Source organism: Streptosporangium sp. NPDC002524 (assembly GCF_040295985.1).
Taxonomy (GTDB): Bacteria; Actinomycetota; Actinomycetes; order Streptosporangiales; family Streptosporangiaceae; genus Streptosporangium.
The window spans coordinates 223,971-245,061 of the sequence record NZ_JBEOWK010000006.1 but is presented as its reverse complement, the minus strand read 5'-3'; the positions used below and the strand labels follow the sequence as shown (position 1 = coordinate 245,061).

The 21,091-nt window shown below is 69.9% G+C and carries 20 protein-coding genes; 10 read left to right on the top strand and 10 right to left on the bottom strand.

All coding sequences use genetic code 11. From position 1 onward, the window contains the following. The first annotated feature begins 212 nt into the window (after window positions 1-212). The 3 genes from ABT053_RS12630 to ABT053_RS12620 all read left to right on the top strand — a co-directional run bounded on the left by ABT053_RS12630 (window position 213) and on the right by ABT053_RS12620 (window position 4,574). A complete protein-coding gene (locus ABT053_RS12630) occupies window positions 213-2,066 on the top strand; it encodes a 2-oxoacid:acceptor oxidoreductase subunit alpha (RefSeq protein WP_350969073.1) in 1,854 nt (617 codons plus the stop codon). Continuing rightward, entirely contained in the window at window positions 2,059-3,132 is a 1,074-nt protein-coding gene (locus ABT053_RS12625; RefSeq protein ID WP_350969072.1) for a 2-oxoacid:ferredoxin oxidoreductase subunit beta, read from the top strand. Before ABT053_RS12630 ends, ABT053_RS12625 begins: the two co-directional genes overlap by 8 nt. A gap of 515 nt (window positions 3,133-3,647) precedes the next feature. Beyond that, window positions 3,648-4,574 carry an NAD-dependent epimerase/dehydratase family protein gene (locus ABT053_RS12620; protein ID WP_350969071.1) on the top strand — a complete coding sequence of 309 codons (927 nt, stop codon included), beginning with the start codon at window positions 3,648-3,650 and terminating at the stop codon, window positions 4,572-4,574. A 317-nt stretch (window positions 4,575-4,891) separates the two neighbouring features. Here ABT053_RS12620 and ABT053_RS12615 read toward each other — a convergent pair whose 3' ends face one another. After that, complete coding sequence (locus tag ABT053_RS12615; RefSeq protein WP_350969070.1) at window positions 4,892-5,563, bottom strand: methyltransferase domain-containing protein; 672 nt, start codon at window positions 5,561-5,563, stop codon at window positions 4,892-4,894. Window positions 5,564-5,623: 60 nt separating this feature from the next. On the opposite strand from ABT053_RS12615, the gene ABT053_RS12610 reads away from it, so the two are divergent. Then, a complete protein-coding gene (locus ABT053_RS12610) occupies window positions 5,624-6,283 on the top strand; it encodes a TetR/AcrR family transcriptional regulator (protein WP_350969069.1) in 660 nt (219 codons plus the stop codon). A gap of 579 nt (window positions 6,284-6,862) precedes the next feature. Then, the gene (locus ABT053_RS12605) at window positions 6,863-7,516 is read left to right on the top strand and encodes a hypothetical protein (protein ID WP_350969068.1); all 654 of its coding nucleotides are present in this window, start codon (window positions 6,863-6,865) and stop codon (window positions 7,514-7,516) included. Window positions 7,517-7,575: 59 nt separating this feature from the next. Here the strand turns inward: ABT053_RS12605 and ABT053_RS12600 are convergent, their stop codons facing one another. Then, window positions 7,576-8,508, bottom strand: coding sequence for an HNH endonuclease (locus ABT053_RS12600; protein WP_350969067.1), 933 nt, complete (start codon window positions 8,506-8,508; stop codon window positions 7,576-7,578). A 256-nt stretch (window positions 8,509-8,764) separates the two neighbouring features. On the opposite strand from ABT053_RS12600, the gene ABT053_RS12595 reads away from it, so the two are divergent. The 4 genes from ABT053_RS12595 (at window position 8,765) to ABT053_RS12580 (ending at window position 10,512) form a co-directional block, all read left to right on the top strand. Then, on the top strand, window positions 8,765-9,442 hold the full coding sequence (locus tag ABT053_RS12595; RefSeq protein ID WP_350969066.1) for a DUF433 domain-containing protein: 678 nt from the start codon (window positions 8,765-8,767) through the stop codon (window positions 9,440-9,442). After that, on the top strand, window positions 9,393-9,878 hold the full coding sequence (locus ABT053_RS12590; RefSeq protein ID WP_350969065.1) for a PIN-like domain-containing protein: 486 nt from the start codon (window positions 9,393-9,395) through the stop codon (window positions 9,876-9,878). Before ABT053_RS12595 ends, ABT053_RS12590 begins: the two co-directional genes overlap by 50 nt. A 146-nt stretch (window positions 9,879-10,024) precedes the next feature. Next, entirely contained in the window at window positions 10,025-10,165 is a 141-nt protein-coding gene (locus ABT053_RS12585) for a hypothetical protein (protein ID WP_350969064.1), read from the top strand. 149 nt (window positions 10,166-10,314) lie between these two features. Next, window positions 10,315-10,512, top strand: a complete 198-nt coding sequence (locus ABT053_RS12580) for an ATP-binding protein (protein WP_350969063.1) — start codon at window positions 10,315-10,317, stop codon at window positions 10,510-10,512. Here ABT053_RS12580 and ABT053_RS12575 read toward each other — a convergent pair. The 3 genes from ABT053_RS12575 to ABT053_RS12565 form a co-directional block, all read right to left on the bottom strand. Beyond that, window positions 10,502-11,953, bottom strand: a complete 1,452-nt coding sequence (locus ABT053_RS12575; RefSeq protein ID WP_350969062.1) for a hypothetical protein — start codon at window positions 11,951-11,953, stop codon at window positions 10,502-10,504. The genes ABT053_RS12580 and ABT053_RS12575 overlap by 11 nt on opposite strands. Before the next feature lie 13 nt (window positions 11,954-11,966). After that, a complete protein-coding gene (locus tag ABT053_RS12570; protein ID WP_350969061.1) occupies window positions 11,967-14,153 on the bottom strand; it encodes a glycosyltransferase in 2,187 nt (728 codons plus the stop codon). A 155-nt stretch (window positions 14,154-14,308) separates the two neighbouring features. Then, entirely contained in the window at window positions 14,309-15,322 is a 1,014-nt protein-coding gene (locus ABT053_RS12565; RefSeq protein WP_502991743.1) for a WecB/TagA/CpsF family glycosyltransferase, read from the bottom strand. On the opposite strand from ABT053_RS12565, the gene ABT053_RS12560 reads away from it, so the two are divergent. Next, window positions 15,266-15,814, top strand: a complete 549-nt coding sequence (locus ABT053_RS12560; RefSeq protein WP_350969059.1) for a dTDP-4-dehydrorhamnose 3,5-epimerase family protein — start codon at window positions 15,266-15,268, stop codon at window positions 15,812-15,814. The two genes, ABT053_RS12565 and ABT053_RS12560, sit on opposite strands and share 57 nt — an antisense overlap. 116 nt (window positions 15,815-15,930) lie before the next feature. On the opposite strand, the gene ABT053_RS12555 is transcribed toward ABT053_RS12560, so the two are convergent. The 5 genes from ABT053_RS12555 to ABT053_RS12535 all read right to left on the bottom strand — a co-directional run bounded on the left by ABT053_RS12555 (window position 15,931) and on the right by ABT053_RS12535 (window position 21,059). Continuing rightward, entirely contained in the window at window positions 15,931-17,334 is a 1,404-nt protein-coding gene (locus ABT053_RS12555; protein WP_350969058.1) for an O-antigen ligase family protein, read from the bottom strand. Then, the gene (locus ABT053_RS12550) at window positions 17,331-18,041 is read right to left on the bottom strand and encodes a hypothetical protein (RefSeq protein WP_350969057.1); all 711 of its coding nucleotides are present in this window, start codon (window positions 18,039-18,041) and stop codon (window positions 17,331-17,333) included. Before ABT053_RS12550 ends, ABT053_RS12555 begins: the two co-directional genes overlap by 4 nt. A 59-nt stretch (window positions 18,042-18,100) precedes the next feature. Next, window positions 18,101-19,048: a hypothetical protein gene (locus tag ABT053_RS12545; protein WP_350969056.1), complete on the bottom strand. Its 948-nt coding sequence runs from the start codon at window positions 19,046-19,048 to the stop codon at window positions 18,101-18,103. A 150-nt stretch (window positions 19,049-19,198) separates the two neighbouring features. Next, window positions 19,199-20,095 carry a phytanoyl-CoA dioxygenase family protein gene (locus ABT053_RS12540; RefSeq protein WP_350969055.1) on the bottom strand — a complete coding sequence of 299 codons (897 nt, stop codon included), beginning with the start codon at window positions 20,093-20,095 and terminating at the stop codon, window positions 19,199-19,201. 70 nt (window positions 20,096-20,165) lie between these two features. Beyond that, window positions 20,166-21,059 carry a glycosyltransferase family 2 protein gene (locus ABT053_RS12535; RefSeq protein ID WP_350969054.1) on the bottom strand — a complete coding sequence of 298 codons (894 nt, stop codon included), beginning with the start codon at window positions 21,057-21,059 and terminating at the stop codon, window positions 20,166-20,168. Between the last annotated feature and the right edge of the window lie 32 nt (window positions 21,060-21,091).

Below are 21,091 nucleotides of genomic sequence, written 5' to 3'. Positions count from 1 at the left end.
CCCCCGTAGGCCGTGCGACGGCCGCGGCGCGCGATGTCCGCGCCCAGCTTCGACTCAGATTCGACTCAGCGGCCGTCAAGGATATGCGACAAAGGTCACTTTCCTTCGCCGAGTGGAACGCGAAAAGACTACGCGTGACCCCGAGGATCTAGCATGGAAAAAAGAATGTGCCACGAGCAACGGCGCCCTGTCGCGTCGAGGAGGACTGAGCTGTGACCAAGCAGGTTCAGCAACTCGACCGCGTGATCATCCGGTTCGCCGGCGACTCCGGCGACGGCATGCAGCTGACCGGTGACCGCTTCACGGCCGGGACCGCGGAGTTCGGCAACGACCTGTCCACGCTTCCCAACTTCCCGGCCGAGATCCGCGCCCCCGCGGGCACCCTGCCGGGCGTGTCGAGCTTCCAGCTGCACTTCGCCGACCACGACATCCTCACGCCGGGCGACGCGCCCAACGTCCTGGTCGCGATGAACCCCGCCGCGCTGAAGGCCAACCTCTCCGACCTGCCGCGCGGCGCCGACCTCATCGTCAACACCGACGAGTTCACCAAGCGCAACCTGCAGAAGGTGGGCTACGACGGCAGCCCCCTCGACGACGACTCGCTCGCCGAGTGGCGGGTCCACGCGGTGCCGCTGACCTCGCTGACGGTCAAGGCCCTCGAAGGCTTCGCGCTGTCCAAGAAGGACGCCGAGCGTTCGAAGAACATGTTCGCCCTCGGGCTGCTGAGCTGGCTCTACCACCGGCCCACCGAGGCGACGATCCAGTTCCTCGAGACCAAGTTCGCCAAGAAGCCCGACATCGCCAAGGCCAACATCGCCGCCTTCCAGGCGGGCTGGAACTACGGCGAGACCACCGAGTCCTTCTCGGTCTCGTACGAGATCAAGCCGGCCAAGCTCGCCCCCGGGGTGTATCGCAACATCTCCGGCAACCAGGCGCTCGCCTACGGCCTGATCGCCGCGTCGGTGCAGTCGAAGCTGCCGCTGTTCCTCGGCTCGTACCCGATCACCCCGGCCAGCGACATCCTGCACGAGCTGTCCAGGCACAAGCGGTTCGGCATCCGCACCTTCCAGGCCGAGGACGAGATCGCGGGCGTCGGGGCGGCGCTCGGCGCCGCCTTCGGCGGGGCGCTGGGCGTCACGACGACCTCCGGGCCGGGTGTCGCGCTGAAGGCCGAGACCGTCGGCCTCGCGGTCACCACCGAGCTGCCGCTCATCGTGGTCGACGTGCAGCGCGCGGGCCCCAGCACCGGCATGCCCACCAAGACCGAGCAGACCGACCTGCTGATGGCGATGTTCGGCCGCAACGGCGAGTCGCCGCTGCCGATCGTGGCGCCCTCGACCCCCTCCGACTGCTTCGACGCGGCGGTGGAGGCGGTCAGGATCGCGGTGAAGTACCGCACCCCGGTCATGCTGCTCTCCGACGGCTACCTCGCCAACGGCTCCGAGCCGTGGAAGCTGCCCGACGCGGCCGACCTTCCCGACATCTCCACCGAGTTCGCCTCGGGGCCGAACGGCGAGGACGGCACGACCTTCCTGCCGTTCAAGCGCGACCCCGAGACCCTCGCCCGCCCCTGGGCGATCCCCGGCACCGCGGGCCTGGAGCACCGGATCGGCGGCATCGAGAAGGCCGAGAACACCGGCAACATCTCCTACGACCCCGGCAACCACGACCGGATGGTCCGGGTCCGGCAGGCCAAGATCGACGGGATCGCGAACGACATCCCGCCGCTCGCCGTGGACGACCCCGACGGCGACGCCCGCGTGCTGGTGCTCGGCTGGGGTTCCACGTACGGGCCGATCGCGGCGGCCGTGCGGCGCATCAGGAGGTCCGGGGGCAAGGTCGCCCAGGCCCACCTGCGGCACGTCAACCCGCTGCCCGTCAACACCGGAGAGGTCCTGCGCGCGTACGACAGGGTCCTCCTGCCGGAGATCAACCTCGGCCAGCTCGCGCTGCTGCTCCGCGCCCGCTTCCTGGTCGACATCATCAGCTACAACCGAGTGCGCGGGCTTCCGTTCAAGGCCGAGGAACTCGCCGGCGTGATTCAGGACGTGATCGACAGTGAGTAGTGGTACCGAGTTGCCCGCGGTGTCCGTGCCCGGAAGGGGCGGGGCGCTTTCGCTGGTCCCGAAGTCCGAGGTCAAGCTCGGGATGAAGGACTTCAAGTCCGACCAGGAGGTGCGCTGGTGCCCCGGGTGCGGTGACTACGCGATCCTCGCCGCGGTCCAGTCGTTCGTGCCGGAGCTCGGGCTCAAGCGCGAGAACATGGTGTTCGTCTCGGGCATCGGCTGCTCCTCCCGGTTCCCGTACTACATGGACACCTACGGGTTCCACTCGATCCACGGCCGCGCCCCGGCGATCGCGACCGGCCTCGCCGCCTCGCGTCCCGACCTGTCGGTGTGGGTGATCACCGGTGACGGCGACGCGCTGTCCATCGGCGGCAACCACCTCATCCACGCGCTGCGCCGCAACGTCAACCTGAACATCCTGCTGTTCAACAACAGGATCTACGGCCTGACCAAGGGCCAGTACTCCCCGACCTCCGAGATCGGCAAGATCACGAAGTCGACCCCGATGGGCTCGCTGGACAAGCCGTTCAACCCGATCTCGCTCGCCATCGGGGCCGAGGCCTCCTTCGTGGCCAGGACCATCGACTCCGACCGCAAGCACCTGCAGTCGGTGCTGCGCGAGGCCGCCGAGCACCGGGGCACCTCCCTGGTCGAGATCTACCAGAACTGCAACATCTTCAACGACAACGCCTTCGAGCCGTTGAAGGACCCGGAGCAGCGCGACGACATCACGCTGCGCCTGGAGCACGGGCAGCCCATCGCCTCGGCGTCCAAGGCGGTGCGCAGGGCGGCCGACGGCGGCATCGAGGTCGTCCCGAGGTCGTCGGTGAGCGAGGACGAGATCCTCGTGCACGACTCCCACCGCGCCGACCCGTCGCTCGCCTTCGCGCTCTCCCGGCTGGACGAGCCCTCCTTCGAGCACGTCCCGATCGGCGTCTTCCGCAGCGTCGACCGGCCCTCCTACGACGAGCTCATGGCCGAGCAGCTCCAGGAGGCCGTCGGCGAGCGGGGTCCCGGCGACCTGAACGACCTGCTGCTCGGCGGGGACACCTGGCGCATCGGCTGACGCCCCACCGGGTGGGACAACGACACCGGCGCATCGGCTGACGCGGCACCACGTGAAACAACGACACCCGGCGCGGCGGCCGACGCCCCACCGGGTGAAGTAACGACACCCGGCGCGGCGGCCGACGCCGCACCGCACGAGACACCGCTGAACGACCAGGGCCCGCTCCTCGGAGCGGGCCCTGACCGTTTTTCGGCCCCTTCTCCTCCGGGGCAGGCCCCTTCCCCTCCGGGGTAGTTGCCCTTTCCCCTCCGGGGGCGGCCCCCTTGAATCACCTTTTCGGGGGATTATCTCCGTCGTCGCCACGGCATCCCGTACGGCAAGGTATGAATTCCTTGGACCGAGCGGCTTCGCGCGGCCCCGCACGGCTCGGCACGGCTCCGTCCCGGCTCCCCCTGGTCCCCTGGTCCGCGTGGCGTCGCGCGGCGCCGTTCCCGCCGGCGGGAGATCCCGCCCTTCACGTGGAAGCCACCCGGCGAGACTCGTCACGTACGGAAAGAACGAGGAGAGCGTCCATGCCGAGCCCGGCGAGCGAAGACCACTGGTGTACGAGGCCCGTGCTGGTGACGGGGGCCGGTGGCTTCATCGGGGCCCACCTGGTACGGCGCCTGAGCGCGCTCGGCGCACGGGTGCACGCGGTCAGCCGCCGGTCCAGGGAGAGCTCGGACGGCGAGACGTGGCACGTCGCGGACGTCGCCGACGCGGGCGCGATCGAGTGGCTCATCGGCTCGACCCGCCCGGCCGTCGTGTTCCACCTGGCCAGCGAGGTCGCCGGAGCCAGGGATCCGCGGCTCGTGCTGCCCATGCTGCGCAGCAACCTCACCAGCGTGGTCAACGTGCTGACGGCGGTCGCCGAGGCCCCCGAGACCAGGGTGGTGCTCGCGGGCTCGCTGGAGGAGCCCCGGCCCGAGGAGGGCGACCGGGCACCGTCCTCGCCGTACGCGGTGTCCAAGTGGGCCGCCGACGGTTACGCGCGGATGTTCCACCACCTGTGGGGCGTCCAGGTGAGCAACCTGCGGATCGGCATGGTCTACGGGCCCGGCCGCCAGGACACCCGCAAGCTGGTCCCCTACGTGACGCTGTCGCTGCTGCGCGGGCGGACCCCCGAGCTCGGCAGTGGAACGCGCCACCTCGACTGGGTCTATGTCGACGACGTGGTCGACGCCTTCCTCGCCGCGGGCGAGACCCCGGAGGCGGCGGGCCGCGCCTTCGACATCGGCACCGGGACGGGCACCTCCATCAGCGACACCGCCGACCTGCTCTCCAAGATCGTCGGCGGCCGGGCCCGCCCCCGCTACGGCGTCCTCGCCGACAGGGCCCTGGACAGCGCCAGGATCGCCGACCCCGCCCCCGCCGCGGAGATCCTCGGCTGGCGGCCGACCGTGGGGCTGGAGGAGGGTCTGCGGCGGACCGTCGAGTGGTTCGCCCGCGAGAACGGCTGAGGGTGCGGCCGGGCCGCGCCCTCGAAGGCGGCCCGTACACGCAGGTGCTCCCGGCGGAACCGGCACCGTCGGCGTCGGCGTCGGCGTCGGCGTCGGCGTCGGCGTCGATCGTCGCGACGCGCTTCCGTTCCGGCCGAGACCACGACCTCGGCAGATATGAACGATCCTCCACGGCACATCGAAAGCGAGGTCTTCGGCGGATCCACAGCAGCCGTCGGAATCGACGAGCGCGAAACGCGATGGACCACGTTCCCGGGCGGCCACCACTGCCGTGACCACGACCAGCGCGAGGTGGGCGGAAGACGCCCCCGGCCGGCTCAGGCTTCCCAGGCGATGCGGCGCAACGTGAACCAGAAGGTGGGCACCGGGTTCGTGCCGGGTGTGACGTCGACCAGATCCCAGCCGGTGAACCTGGCGCGCAGTTCGTCGGCGGTGACGCCGGAAATCGGGTCGTCGAACGCCTCGGGGCCGTACCCGAACATCAGCAGCCGCGCACCGGGAGCGGCGCGGCGGGTGAGTCCGGCGGCGTAGGCGTCGCGGCGGTGCGGCGGGATCCCGCAGTAACAACTCAGGTCGAAGAACAACTCGTAGGGGCCGGGCACATCCAGCTCATCGAGCCGGGTGGCGTCTCCGCACAGCAGCCCCACCGCCGTCCCCGCCGCGGCGGCCTTGGCCCTGGCCTGCTCGACCGCCCTGTCGATCAGATCGACGGCCACGACGTCCCAGCCGTGCCGGGCCAGATAGACGGCGTTGGTTCCGGTGCCGCAACCGAGCTCCAGGGCACGGCCGGGTGGCAGCGCACCACGCCCCTCTGCCAGGGCGACGAGCTCGGGCGGTGTCACGTCGGTGTCCCACGGCGGCTTGCCCGCGCGGTAGTAGCCCTCCAGCTCTCGGCGGACGGCCTCCTCCTGGTCGTGTTCGGTGTCGGCCCGGCCGGCGTCCTCGCCCTGAGGCGGGTTCGGTCGCTGAGCGGCGTCGAGCTGATCCATGGCCCCTCCATATTCTTAGAGTTGAACTCTAGTGTTCGACTCTAGATATAAACTCGCACCATGGACATCGTCAAGCCACCGGACAAGCGGGCCGAGCGCTCACGCCGCACCCGCGAGAAGATCACCAAGGCGGCGCGGGAGCTGTTCGTCGCGCGGGGCTACGGGGCGACGAGCCTGCAGGAGGTCGCGGACAGGGCGGGTGTGGCCGTTCAGACGGTCTACTTCGTCTTCGGCAACAAGCGCACGCTGTTCAAGGACGTCGTCGACACGTCCATCACCGGTGACGCCGAGCCGGTGGCCACCATGGATCGGGAGTGGTTCGGCGCCGCGTGTGCCGCGCCCACCGTGGCCGAGCAGTTGCGTGCGCACGTTCACGGTACCCGCGAGATTCTCGGACGGGTCGCCCCGCTCATGCCGCTGATCGCGAACGCCGCGGCCACCGACCCACAGATCGCCGCGCAGTGGCCCGACGGCCCCGATCCGCGCTACACCGTGCATCGCACCGCGGCCCAGGCGCTGGTCGGCAAGCCCGACGCCCGCCCCGACGTCTCCGTGGCGATGGCCGCCGACCTGCTGTTCGGGCTGCTCAGCCCGCAGCTGTACCTGCTCTTCGTCCAGGACCGCGGCTGGTCGCCGGACAGGTGGGAGGAATGGGCCTACGCCACCTTGACCGCCCAGCTCCGCACCGCCCCCACGGCGGACACATCGCCCGGACAGTAGTGGTCAGGAAGACCACGCTCCCCGCCCCAGCGCCCCCTTGCCCGGCTCTGCCGCCACCGAGACAGCCGGGACCTCCGGGCCGACTCCGCGCTCCTATGTCGAGGCTCTCGGCGGGCGGTTGCGCGTGGTGGCCGACTTCGGAGACGCCGAACGCACCGTGGCATGGCTCGTACGACAGCAGAGGCCTTCGGCCAGGCCGCCGAGGGCTTCTCTCTTTTCCGGGAGCGGGGCCAGAAGTCGAACTCACCCTTCTTGGCGCCGTCGACGAAGGCGTCCCAGACGCTCGCACCCACCACGAAGGACGCCTGGTCGGGAGCCTCGGCGTCACGCGGACCCACCCGCCTGTCGTCCCAGAGGATTCGGACCCCGGACCCGTGTGGATCCCGTGGAGACGTGATCCGCACGGATCCGGGCCGGAGCACCCGAACGAGCGGGCAGCGCCCGTCGCGAGCCGCGCGGAAGCATCATAGAGACAGCGATTGAACGCCGTTGACGAGTAACGGGTGGGGGTTCATGATGCTCCGCCGATACCGCCGAGCGTCGTTCTCCGGGTCGGCGCCCGGATTTTCCGTCGGACGGTTGATCGTGGTCACGCTCGGCCTGGGCGTGATCGTGGCGGCGCTCGCCGCCGCCGCCGACCCGTACCGGCAGACCCGTGAGTTCCACGAAGTCGTGACATGCGAGCGGAGAACCCACGACTGCTTCGTCAGGGAGCCGGCTTCCGTCGTCGGCCGGCGCACCTACACGACGACGCACACCGACTCCGAGGGGCACACGACCACGACCACGCACTACGAGATCACCTGGCAGCGGGCCGAAGGCGCCCGGCAGGCCCGCGAGGTGTCGTGGAGCCTCTACGAGAAGGCGCGGGAGGGCCAGCCGGTCACACTGCGGTCCTGGCACGAGGAGGTCGTCGGCGCGGAGGTGGCGGGCAGGGCGCAGTGGTTCCTGCCGGAGGTGGGCGGGACGCTCGGCAACTGGCTGCGCCTGGCCTTCCTCGGACTCGGAATCCTGCTGTGGGGACTGCTGTTCGGCTGGTGGGACGGGTTCTTCATGCTCGTCTGGCGCACCTTCGCCTGGATGTTCATGAGCATCATGCCGGTGAACATGGCGACGCGGGCCCTGGCCTACGACCTGAACACCGGATGGGCTCTCGTCCTGGACATCGTCCTGTGCGCCTTCTTCGTCGGCGTCCCCGCCTGGATGCTGTTCAGTTCCCTTGATGACTGGTAGGCGGGCGTGAGCGTTTCCCGTTCCGGGGCCTTCATGGCAGGTCGGAGATCGGGCGTGAGTCAGGACGCCAGGAACACCTCGTCGAGATGCCATTCGAGAGTCTCGGGGTCGGGACGGTCATGACGGTGCTGGGGAAGGGCTATCCGGCTTCCGGCGCGCCGGTAGAACTGCTCACCGTTCCCGAACTCCTCGCGAAGCCGTGGACTGACCCGCAGCCGGTACGTGGGATCGACCGCCAGGTAACCGCGGTCGAAGAGGGTGTGGACGTCCGAACGCAGCAACAGGCCGTTGTCCAGACGGTGCTCGCCCCCGGCGGAGACGGGACGGATGTGAGCGGCCTGCAGGACGGGACGGATCTTGTCGCCGCTGATGGCGCAGCGCCGATCGTAGGCATTGAGCACGACGGCCTGGAACGCCTGCTGGCCGAGCCGTTGCGGGGTCAGGCGGGGGTCGCCGTAGATCGGCCCGTCCCGGTGCCACGGCCTGGACAGGTCGAGTTCGACGACGGTCCCGAGCAGCCTCGGGAACAACTCGTGGAAGTAATCCGCCTGAGGGTGAGACGCGAGGTCGTAGCTCTTGCCCTGCACGAGATTCGGAGCGAAGTCCGGCGGCTGGTCCGCAGGTGCGTCGAGAGGGAAGAAGCAGGTGTCACGCAGCAGAATGCACCCGATGATCGGATCCTCCCCGGCGGCGATCGGCTGCTTGCGGTACCGGCTCACCCTCTCGCGCATCCGCTGGAGACTCGTGGCACCGTTCGCCTCCCGGAAGATGTCCCACGCCTCGGAGATGCGGAGCCTCTCGAACCCGTTGAAGAACCCGCCGCCCACCACCCGGTTGTGCGGATGATGGGTCTTGAAGAAGAACGGCTCCCCGGGACGCAGAGCCTGGAACCCGCCACCGGAAGGCCTCCAGAAATTGGCCTCGGTCAGCGCGGGACGCGCCGCGAGAAAACGATGCCACTCGCCATCGGTCACTCCGACGTACGTCTTCATGGGTCATGATTGTGCATCCCGATGACCATGCCCCGCCAGAGGGATCTTCGTGACGAGCGAAGGATGAGGGAGATTTTCGCACTCCGTGAGTACGGCTTACGAAAGTGAAGCAGAAAACTGCCTTTATCGCCAATAAGTTATAAATCAGACGCAGAATCATCCAAAGCACCCACGCAAAACGTGATTCCGTGATCTGATTCTCGCAACGCTCAACGGCAAGGGTTTCGAAGAAAGCATCCATGGGATGATTCACGCCATGAACGTCGTCGTCGACCTCCTCGAACGGCCGACCTACACGATGACACAGGTCGATCGCCTGCTCGGCCTGCGCCCAGGCACCGCGCGACGATGGATCGACGGGTATACCCGCGGTGGCCGCGCCTACGAACCGGTCATCAGGGAGCGTCGCACCGGCGAGGAGCTCGCGACGTGGGGTGAGTTCGTCGAAACCCGCTTGCTGGCCGGATATCGCGACGCGGGCGTCCCCATCATCAACATGCGGCCGGCCATGGCAAGACTGCGGAGCGAAACCAGATCACAATATCCTCTCGCCCATTTGGCGAACTTCGTGACTCCGCACGGAAAAGAGCTCGTTCAGCGAGTTCAGGATCAGGTCGGCTTGCAGACCGAGCTTCTGCTGGTAGTGCTGCGCAGTGGCCAGCTCGTCATGGCCGACCCCGTTGAGCTTTTCGTCAACGCGGTGGAGTTCGACAACGGAACCGCCGTACGCATGCGCCCCGATCCAAGGTTCCCCGATGTCAAGATCGACCCGTTGCGGGCATTCGGCGAGCCCACGGTCAGATCCGTCCCCACCGAAGTGATCGCCGAGCAGGTCAGGGCGGGCGACCCCAAAGAACTGATTTCCGAACTGTACGAACTGTCCCTTGAACAGGTGCACGCTGCGGTCCTGTTCGAGAAGCGCCACAGCGCCTGACCTTCTGGAAAGTCGTGCCCCCACAGACCCGCAGAGCCTGCGTTTCTTCGTTGACGAAACCTCCCTCGGCGTCGGCCGAGCCCTGGCGCTTTTGCGTCGGGACGTGATCCACACCAACCATCCGCTCATCCCCGAAGTGCCCCTCGGCACGCTGGATGACGATTGGATCCCGCAGGTCGCGACCAGGAACCTGGCGGTGATCACACGTGACAAACGCATTCGCACCAAGCACGCGAAGAGCATGCTCTACGCCGAAAATGGATTACGCGTTTTCTGGATCGCCGGAAAGAAGGACCTGTCCAACTGGGACACCATGTGCCTGCTGACACGCCGATGGGATGACATCGAGCGGGAGATCAAAGAACGCGGTCCTGGCCCCTGGTTCATGGCGATCAACGAGACGAAGCTCAGCGACATGCGGATCAGACTCCGCTGACAGCATGATCGCTCCAGGATCGAACCGGGCGACCAGGACGATGCCGAGCACACGTCAAGAGACCAACGGGAGCACGAATGAGCGCGGTCGGCTGGGACGAGGTGAGGCAGCGGGCGCGGGAGCGGCGTCAGGCCGCGGGACTATCCGTGCGATCGGATGCCGAGAAGTCTGCCGCGACGGAGTGGCTCGCTGCGGAGATCGGGCACGAGCAGGAGCTGACCCGGCGCGACGTGGGCGCCACCGCAGGAGTTTCCGGCCCGGCAGCCTCGGTCATCGAGCGCGGGTAGGTCGACGACGGAACCCGCTGGCCGGGTGACCAGGGGGTTCGGGTGCTTCCGGAGAGTGGCTCAGAAGTCGAACTCGCCCCTCTTGGCACCGTCGACGAAGGCGTCCCAGACGCTCGCGCTCACCACGAAGGGTGCCCCCTGGAGCCTCGGTGTCGCGCAAGCCCACCCGACCGCCTGACAGCGGAGCCACTTCAAGGCAGCCCCGCCACCTCGCCCTCGACACCGAGGCCGTTCACGGTCGTGGTCTGGCCATCGTCGCGGCTCTCGCCCACGACCACGGCGTCACTCCCCTTCCCGACCGCCCTGGCAAGACCGTCTGGGCCCGCTGGGTCTTCCTCAAGGCGTGATCCGGTAGATGTGGTGGGAGTACTCGGCGGTGAAGGAGTCGGTGAATGTGCCTGTGGCGTCGACGGGGAGTGTGCGGTTCTCGAAGAGGACCTCGGCGCGGGTGGCGCGCATCCCGCGTGGCAGGGTGAAGGTGCGTCTGCCGGTGGCCGTGTTCGCGCTGGGCATCGCGAAGACGTAGTACGAGCCCTGATGGTGTTTCAGCATGGTGTCGAGGTCCGGGCCGAAGCGGTGCGCGTACGACTGGGTGTTCAGCACCGGGGCCAGCTGCGCGATGCGCCGGTTGATCTCGGTCACCGCGGGTCTGACCTTCTTCCCGCACTCCTCGCGCAGGACGTGCTGGGAGTGGCACGGCCCGCCGAAGTTGTGGTTGAAGTAGATGATGCCCCGGGCCTCGTGGATCAGCGAGTTCATGACCGCGCCCGTCACCTGTTGCGGCTGGATGGCCCGGGTGTCGTTCTCGGCGGGCCAGCCGACCTCGACGAAGCCGTAGATGGGCTGGCGGCGTCCGTCCAGCGCGTCCAGCTCGCGCTGGCGGTCGAGGACGGCGCCGTAGTTGGCGGCCCTGCGGCAGCGGGAGACCGGCAGGGAGAGGAAGTTCTGGCCGTCCAGGCAGACGCTCGCGCTGGTGTACCAGTAGACGTCGGACGAGACGACGTCGGTGAAGCGGTTGACGAACGTGGCGGCGTCCGCGTCCCGCTCCCACATCATCACGCCCTTGCCGTAGTTGGCGTAGTGCATCCTGCCGTCGTCCTTGGGGACCTTCTCCTTGCGGGTGCGCAGCACGGTGAAACCGCACCCCTTGTCCTCGGGGACGCACAGGGGGCCCTCGCCGGGATGGTTGCCGGTCCACCCCGCGTCCCCGGCCTTCGCCCACATGTCGACCTCGTCGTTGAGCAGCCAGCCCACCGTCTCCCCGCCGTGGCCGGGCAGCGGGACGCTCGTCAGCGCCGACATGCCGTTCTTCCGCACCAGCTCCATGTCGCTGGTCCCGGTCAGCTCCACGTAGGTGTTGAGCCCGGCGGCCCGGTCCTTGTCCGCGTCGTCCTGGGTGATCACGGACTCGAACCAGACGCCCACCGGGAAGAACGACGGGTTCGTCCAGCCCGCCGCCGCGGGCGCGGCGAACCGCCCGTAGTAGGCGGGACCGCCCTCCCACGGCACCCGCGCGGCCGTCGCGGGAGGGCCCGCGGCCGACCACGCACCGGCCGGCGCTCCGGCGAGCGGGCCTCGGTCCTGGTTACCGGGTACGTCGATCCAGGAGAGCCCGAGCACCGCCACCGACACCGAGACGGCCCCCGCCCCGACCAGCATCGGCAACGACCGCCTGGCCCGGCGTTCCGTCGTCCGTTCCTGATTCGTCGTCCGTTCCCGGTCCGTGGTCTGCGCGTGGTTCGTCGTCTGTTCCCGGTCGGTCGTCCGCGCGTGGTCTTCGGAGCTCATGGTCTCGTCCTCCTCATCGCGGGCCCGGTGACAGCTCGGCGAGCGCCATCAGCTGCGCGGCGCGCGAGGACCAGGAGGCGCCGAGTACGGACCCTCGTATGGTGTCCGCGGGCTGCAGGCCCCCGTCGCGCAACGTCTCACGGACAGCGTGGAGGAAGAGGTCGGCGTCGGCGGCGATCCGCACGCGGTCGGCGTATCCGGCGAGCTCCTGGAAATCGGTGCTCACCACCGGAAGGCCCAGCGCGAGATACTCCTTGAGCTTGATCGGGTTCGAGTTCCTGATCCACGGGTTGTCCAGCCACGGCATGATCGCGACGTCGAATCCCGATCCGTACGCGGGGATCTGCTCGTACGGCCGGAATCCGAGCCAGTGCACGTTCGGATGGCGGGTGAGCCGTTCCATCGGGACGGTCGCGTCGCCGATCAGGACCAGCGAGATGCCGGGGATCTCGACGGCGATCCGTTCGAGCAGGTCGAAGTCGACGAGATAGTCGTCCAGCGCGCCGAAGAAGCCCACCCTCGGCCCGGGGATCGCGCGGAGGTCGGCGGGCTGCTCGCTCTCCGGGCGCCGCCGGAAGTGATCGGTGTCCACGCCGTGGTCGAGGAAGTGCGCGCGTTCGCCGGTCACGCCGCTCTCCTCGCCCATCAGCGCGTTGCTGACGTAGACCACGTGGTCGGAGCGTTCGAGCAGGCCGCGTTCCAGCGCCTCGATGGTCGGCCGGTCGGATTCGGGGAACGACGAGTGCCGGTCGGAGCGGTTGAACACCAGCGCCCGCCTGCGCATCGGCCGCACCACGTCCCACGCCGTGGGGATGGTCACCATGATCACGGGTTGGCGCAGTCCCAGTGCCCGCGAGACGGCGAGCACCTGGGCCCTGACCAGCAGCGCGTTCACCCGCCTGGCCAGCGGCGACCCGTAGAAGGGCAGCGGCAGCGGGGACATCACGTAGAAGCCGGGCAGCTCCCGCAGCGGTCTCCTGACGAGCATCGCGACGCTGCGCAGCTTGCGCCCGACGCGCCGCAGCACCTGCGTGGACCTGCCCGGCATCGGCATGCGCATCCCGATGCTGTTGACTACGAGGACCTTCCTGTGCGCGGCCACCGAGCGCATGAGCTGGAAGTCCGAGTGCGCCCGGTTGTGGTACCACCAGTCCTGCGCCGAGAAGCAGACGTAGCCGGGGAAGGCCGTCGTGTGGACGGGGTTCTCCGCCGTCCGGAGGGCCCCTTCCCCACGAGCGGGGGAGGTCGTCGAGGGCCGGGGCGGAGAGGTCTCCTCCTCGCCGGGCAGGAGGGGCCATTCGCGCAGGGGGACCAGCTGGCGCAGGGCGGCCCGGTGCCGTGTCCCGCCCGCTCCGCCTCTGGCGACCGCGCGGACCAGCTCGTTGAGCCCGACGGCCAGCCGCATCAGCTGCCCGCGCGGGCGGCCGTACCGCTCCCGGTGCATCCGGACCCGGTTCGCCGACGACAGCGCCCACAGCCTGCTCGACGTGGCCTGCTCACCACCGAGGTGAACGGCCACGGCGCGGGGCTCGTACCGGACGGCGAACCCCGCCTCCCCAGCCCTGAGCATGTACTCGGTCTCCTCCGAGTACAGGAAGTAGCGCTCGTCGAGGGGGTCCAGGGCGTCCAGGCACGCGCGGGAGATCATCCAGGCCGCACCGGCCACCCAGTCGACCACCTGCGGACTGTCGTACGCGGCCGGATCCACGACCAGCTCGCCGAGCGCCGGAATCCGCCCGGCCCTGTGCCCGCCCAGCAGCGCCTCCCCGAGCGCCCTCGGCACGGTGGGGCGCCTGCGCATGGAAAGGTGGAGCGTTCCCGTCTCGCCGGTGAGGCGGGGGGCGGCGATCCCGGTCCCCGGCAGGGCGAGCGCCTGCCGGAGCGGGAGTACGGAGCCGGGTGCGAGCCGGATGTCGGGGTTCAGCACCAGTACGTCGCAGCCGTCCGCGGCGGCGATGCCCGCGTTCACCCCGGCGGCGAAGCCCGCGTTGCGCCCGGTCTGGATCACCTCGGCCTCGGGCGCGACCTCGCGCACCCGCTCGACGGTGTCGTCGGCCGAGGCGTTGTCCACCACCACGACCCGTGCCGGACCGGCACCGGCCAGTGCCGCGTCGAGCGAGCGCAGGCAGCCCTCGACGACCTTGCCGCTCGAATACGTGACGATCACTACGGCCAGCGGAGGCCGGTCTGGAACAGCCATGTCGGAGCCGTTTCTCGTGAGAGAGGAGGACGCGGGATCCGGGGTCGCGTGGAACACCTCGGGCGCGGACGCGGGATCTGGGGTCACGTGAAACGCCTCAGGCGCGGGCGCGGGATCGGCGGTCGCGCGAAGTACTTCGGGCGCGGGATCGAGGGTCATGTGCGGCGTCCCGATGTCAGGCGGGTGCGCAGGGCGCCCGCGAGTAGGGCGATCGCGAACGGGGCGTCGTCGCGCAGGTAGCGGCGGGCCAGGCGGCGCGGTTCCAGGGCGAGCCGGTACAGCCATTCCGCTCCCACCCGCTGGACCGGCCCCGGGGCGCGGCTGAACCGTCCGGCCGCCATGGGGATCCCGGCTCCGCAGCCGAGGTACCAGGCGTCGGGCAGCTCCGCCCTGAGGGCCTCGATGACCCTTTCCTGCTTGGGGAAGCCCAGCCCGACGAGGACGAGGCCGGGAGCGGCGGCGACCACCCCCTCGACCACCTCGCGCATCCCGTCCGGCGTGCTCTCGAACCCGAAGGGGGGTGAGCAGGTGCCCGCCACGCGCAGTCCGGGGCGGCCTCCGGTGAGGACCCGCGCGGCCTCCTCCGGGACGCCGGGCTCCCCTCCGAGCAGGTAGACCGAGCGGTTCTCGCGCGCGGCCCGCGTGGTCAGGGAGTGTACGAGCGAGGCACCGGTGATCCTGCAGGGAACCGCCGCTCCGGCGAGCCTCGACGCCCAGACCACCGGCATGCCGTCGGCGACCACGATCTCGGAGCGGGTGACGAGGTCCGCCAGGGCGGGGTCACGCGTGGCGGCGCGGACGATGTCGACGTTCGCGGTGACGATCGCGCCGCCGCGTCCCCGTCGCCACTCGGCCGTCACGTGGTCGAGGAGTTCCGCCTCGCTGACGGCCATGACCTCGACGGCCCCGACCCGGACGCGCGCGAACCCCGCCCCGGACCTCCCAGGGGTACGCCGATCGGTGCCGTTTCCCGCTTCTCCACGGCCCGGAGATCCCGTACGCCGATCGGTACCGTTTCCCGCTTCTCCACGGCCCGGAGGCTCCGTACGCCGATCGGTATCGTTTCCCGCTTCTTCGTGGCCGGGAGGGGCGGGAGTCGGAAAGATGGGCTCATGAGAGTCGAACGCGCCGAGATCGACGATGTCCTGCTCTTCGTCCCCACCCAGCACAGGGACGACCGCGGGCTGTTCACCCGCACCTTCGACGCGGCGCTCGCCGCCGCCCACGGGCTGCGGCCCGAGGCGTTCGTCCAGGACAGCCAGTCCCGGTCCCGGCTGGGGACGATCAGGGCCCTGCACGGCCGGGGCGGCCGGGGGGAGGCCAAGCTCGTCCGGTGCGCCCGCGGGGCCGTGCACGACGTGCTCGTCGACGCCCGGCCGGGCTCGCCGACCTTCGGCCGCCAGATGTCGGTGATCCTCGACGATGAGACGTTCGTCCACCTCTACGTTCCTCCTGGCTTGTTGCACGGCTATCAGGCACTGACCGACCAGGCCGACGTCTGCTACCGGATCGACCGGGAGCACGATCCCGCCGAGGACCTCGCCGTCCGCTACGACGACCCCGACCTCGGCATCCGGTGGCCGCTGCCGGTCACCGCGATCAGCGAGCGGGACCTGGCCGCGGGCTCCTGGGCGGATCTGCGCGCCCGGCTGGCCGGGTGACCTTCCCGACGGCATCGACGACCCCGACGGCCTTCTCGCCGGATGCACCGAATGCACCGGACTCATCGAGCCCACCGGGCTCACCGGGCCCACCGGGCTAACCAGATTCACCGGGTTCACCGCGAGACCTCCCCGCCGGAACCCTCCGGCGGCCGGACGGCCTGAGTCCTCGGCTGCCGGGTGGCGCGCAGCAGCGATCCGGCGGCTCCGATGATCAGGAATGACAGGCCCGTCACGGTCGCGAACGAGCGCAGGTCGAACGTGGCCGCCCCGACCAGGGGGACGACCAGGCACGCGGCCAGGGTGAGCCCCAGGTCCCGTACGGCGGGGTCGGAGCTGAGGCGGCGGACGCGCAACGCCGCCCAGATGCCGGTCAGGAAGATCCCGGAGAAGGTGGCCGTGCCGATGACCCCGGTCTCCACCAGCGACAGGATGTACTGGTTGTCGAAGATCAGGTGCTTGGGCGCGTACCAGGTGCCCAGTCCCCTGCCGACCCAGAAGTGGTTCCCGATCTCGGTGGCAGCCACCGCGTAGTCGTGGGTCCGGTACTGGATGCTCGAATCGCTGGACAGGCTGGTGAACAGTCCCAGGAAGACGCTCATCAGGCCGGGTACGGCCACCTTCATCCCCGCCAGGAAGCCCACGCCGCCGATCGCCGCCCACATCCTCCTACGTGCGGGCCACCCGGCGACCAGCACCACGCTGACGACGCCGAGCCCGAGGACCGCCGACCGCGACACGGAGAACATCAGGCCGGTACCGATCAGCGCGCAGCAGGCCCACCACCGCAGGGAGGGCTCACCCCGGTCGCGGGCGCCGAACGCGTAGTGCAGCGCGAGAGGAATGATCATCGCGCAGACGACGCCGAGCTCGATGGGGTGTCCCGTGGTGGCCGCGACCCGGCGCAGGGTGTTGCGTTCGAGGATCGCCGGCAGCTCCGAGGTGAACCGGAAACCGGGGAAGGTCAGATACTTCGTCAGGTCGAATTCGAGCACGAACTGGAGCGCCGCGATGACCCCCACGGCCGCGCCGGAGATCACGAGACACCTCAGGACGAAGTCCAGCCGCTCCCGGCCCCGGATGCCGTCGCACGCCCCGAGACCGATGCCCACCAGCGCCACGACGAGGACGATGCTGTGGTCGGCCATGTCGAGCTCGTCGGGCGGGAGGTAGGCGGCGCTGGCGTACCCGTAGGTGGCCAGCATCGCCGCGGTGTACAGGAACAGCGCGGTGCGTACGGGGTTGGAGCCCTTGGCGGCGCCGAGCGTGGTGGTGAGCTGCGCGCAGAACCACCACAGCGCGGCGAAGAGACCGACCGCGTCGGCGGGCGTGAGCGAGAAGGGCAGGCCGCGGAAGACCAGCCGCGCCGGGGACAGCATCAGGACCACCGCGAACGCGGCGGCGAGGGTGGCCCCGTCGGCACTGCGCAGACCGGGGCGGTCCAGGGAGGCCACGGACACGGGAGCCGGGGCCTCGGCCGGGGCCGGGGGCGAGAGCGTACGGGCCACGGAGACTCTCACCTCCTCATGAGGGAGGGTTCGGCGGGCAGCCCGGACGCCGCCACGGGCACCCTTCGTCTCCGCCTCCGGGCGTCCAGGAAGCTCTCCAGGGAGAACACCGCGGCGAGGCTGGCGAGCACCCCGAGAAGCAGTGCGGCGGCGGCCCCGCGCGTCTTCCCGCCGGTCTGGGGTTGCGGCTCCGTCGGCGGCACCATCTCGTTCATCGTGATGTAGGTCGCAAGAGGCGCGTTGAGCTGCCGCTGGCGACCGGCCAGCTCGATCCTCGCGCGGTCCCTGACCCGCGTCACGATGTCCCGCGCCCCCTCCGGCGACATGCTCGTGCCCTCGATGTACACGAACGGCCCGCCGTCCAGCGCCTCCGGGTTGGTGCTGCCGTTGGTGGCCGTGAAGGTGGTGTCGCCCTCCGGCCGCACGCCGAGCGCCTCCGCCGTCTCCGGCGCGCTGATCACCTGGATGAGGATCGAGGCGGACATGCTCAGGCCCCAGTCGAAGTTCAGCAGGGGGTTGGTCAGCCCGTTTGGGCGTTCGGGGTTGCTCGGCAGGCTTCCGCCGGTGGGCGGGATGGTGAGGACGAGCACCGCGTTCGAGACGTAGAGGGTGGGGATCGACGAGTAGACGCCCAGCGCGGCGCCGATGGACAGCAGGAACGCCGGCAGGGCGATGTACCAGCGCCGTAACACGATGAGTACGGTCCCCCAGAAGTCCACGCGTTTCCTCTCGTCTTCCTGTCGCGGTCGTCTGCTTGTCGCCGTCTGCTTGTCGCCGTCTACTTGTCGTCGTCCACTTGGCGTCCTCGTCCGGGTGCCGCCGAGGGCGCCGGGGACATCGCCTCCACCGGATACACGGTGATCGACGGCTCGGGGACGCCCCTGCCGTCACGGCCCGCCCGGCCCTCGCGGTCCTCCCGACTTTCGCCGTCCTCGTGCTCCCGGGTCTTTTCCGGAAGGTCACCGTGACGCGGCTCGTCGGACCGGTCCGCCCCCGCCGGGGCCGGGGCGGTGTCCGTGGCCGGGGCGGTGTCCGTGCCCGGCCGGGGCTCATCGGGCCGGCCGCCACCGGATCTCCGCCGCTGGAACACCCTCCGGCGCTCCACGGCGTACACCGTGCCGAGGCCGAGCAGGACGACGGCGAACGCCGCTCCGCCCGCGGCCTGCCACGTACCGCCCCGGTCCATCGCGGGGTAGGCGGCGGGCACCACCTCGACGAACCCGATGAAGGTGGAGCGGGGGGCGCCGAGCACCTCCTGCCTGCGGACCAGCTCGGTCCTGAGGCGGAACTGGGTCCTGGCCATGACGGTACGGGTGACCTCGGCGGAGTCGCTCTCCACCTCCAGGTACACGAAGGGCCCGTTCATGAGGATGCCCAGCATGTTGGGGTTGGTGCGCCCGTCGTTGATCGTGACCGTGACGGGGCCGTCCTTGACGATGCCCAGTTCCGTCGCGACCGCCTCGGTGTTCATGGACAGGATGAGGATGCCCGCCGTGGTCCTGAGGCCGTCGCTGAACTGCAGCAGCGGGTTGGTCCGCCCCGGCGGCTTGGCCGGGTCCGTCGTTCCTCCCGCGGGGGGCGTGGTCAGCACCATGGAGGCGCTCGACACGTAGCGCGGGGGCACCATGGAGAAGACGACCACGGCGGCGAGGAGCGCCAGACCGGCCAGCGGAAACCCGACCCGCTTCCTTCTGGCGAGGTCGAGGATGGTCTTCCAGAACTCCACTACGTCGTCCCCGCTCCCCCGAGCGCGCCGGACGCCCAGGACACGATGCGTATTGGTGGCAGCACACGAACTCCTTGTTGTCACTACGGGCGTCACCGTGGACGTCACACGGCGTCGCCCCGGTGTGGCGGTGGACGGGTGTCCGGCCGCTCACCCGACCCTGGTCAGGGCCTCCGCCTCGTACTCCAGCGCCAGCTCCTCGGGCATCGGGTCGAGGTCGGAGGAGCGGACGAAGTCACGCAGGGTGGTGCCGGTGCACTCCGCGTCCACGTTGCGGGCGCCTCGGCGGGTGCGTACGTCGTCGATGTGCACCGTGCGGAAGTCGATGCTGAAGCGGGTCCTGCCCGAGGTGTTGGGCACCGTGGAGTGCAGCTGGGCGCCGGAGAACACCATGACGCCCCCCGGCTCCGGCACCACCCGCACCTGCGGGTCGAGCACGACGGTCTCCTCGGGACGGGGCTGGTCCCTGGTGTCGCCGCGCACGTGCTGGGCGGCGGTGAGCCGGCTCGTCCGGTTCCACTCCGCGTAGTCGTAGCGGGCGCTGCCGTTGCGCACCGGGCTGCCGAAGTACTGGGGGTGGAAGGCCATCACGTTCTCCGGGACCACCTCGTAGACGGGGATCCACCAGTTGAGCTGGTTGAACGGGGCCGAGTACCAGCAGTCGCGGTGCGGGTGGAAGGCGTAGGAGATGCCGGAGGTGAGGTAGTCGTGGGAGGTGGAGGTGCGCAGCCGGGGCACGTCGAAGTAGGTGCGGTCCAGGTCGCAGCCCAGTTCCTCCAGTACCGCGGGCAGCAGTTCCTTGCACCTGGGGTGATGGATGAACCGGGGCTTGAGCCCGGCGAGCAGGCCGGCGAACTCCTCGACCGGCATGTCGAACTGGGCGGTCTCCGGGTCGCGCTCGCCGAACGCCTCGGCGATCAGCTCCCTGGCGAAGGCGGCCAGCAGGGTGGAGGCGGGCGTCGCCGAGTAGACGAAGACCTGTCCTTGGTAGAGCTGCTCCCTGCGCGTGTCGTCGTCCACCACGCTGTTGGAGAAGACGGTGGTCACGGGGTTCTCCTTCTGGAATCGCTGGTCGGGAGTCACTGGTCTGGGATCTCCGGGGCGGCCGGGGCGTCTCTCACCGCCCGCCGGGGACGAGTCCCGAGGCGAGCAGGGCGAGCCTGCGGCCACGGCGGGCCGCGGTGAGCCGCTGACGTCGGGCGTACATGCCGAGGACGGCCGCGCGGGCGCGGCGGCGCTGGTCGGGGGTGAGGTCGGCCTCCCGCAGCCAGCGGAACAGCTCCCCGCACTGCAGGACACTGGAGCAGCGGGCCCGCCAGGGCGGCACGTCGAGGCGGCGGGCGATCGCGGACAGGGTGTCGTGCTTCCAGTTGCGGTGGGCGAGGACCTCGGGGACGTGCCCCCACGGCCCGGCCAGCGCGAGCTTCGCCGCGAACACCTCGTCCTCGCGCAGCATGTTGCGCCGGGGGATGCCCGCCAGGGGGTCGCGCCGCAGCGTGCCGTACAGCGGGTCGATGAGCAGGTGGCTCTCGTTGAGCAGCCGCAGCATCTCGGCGAACCGCTCGGCCGGGTCGTCCGAGGCCAGCCCGGAGCCGTCGAGGGGAGCGGTGGTGACGGTACCGTCGGGTCCGGTGTAGGCGACCTGCGTGGTGACCAGGACGAGCCGCTCGTCCTCCGCGAACGCCTGGAGGGACCGGGAGACGCACGCGGGCTCCAGCCGGTCGTCGTCGCCGACCCAGCGGAAGAACGTGCCCTCGACCAGCTCGGTCGTACGGACGAAGTTGTCGAACAGGCCCACGTTCTCGGGGTGCCTGCGGTAGACGATCCGGCGGTCGGCCGCGGCCAGGTCGCGGCAGATCTCCTCGGTGCCGTCCGTGGACGCGTTGTCGGAGATCACCAGCTGGAGGCGCTCGTGGTCCTGGCCGAGCACCGAACGGATCGCACCCTCGATCCGCCCGGCCCCGTTGCGCACGGGAAGCACGACGGACACCAGCGTGTCGGAGTTCTCCATCCGGTCTCTCCTCTCGTGAATCTCGCGGGTCT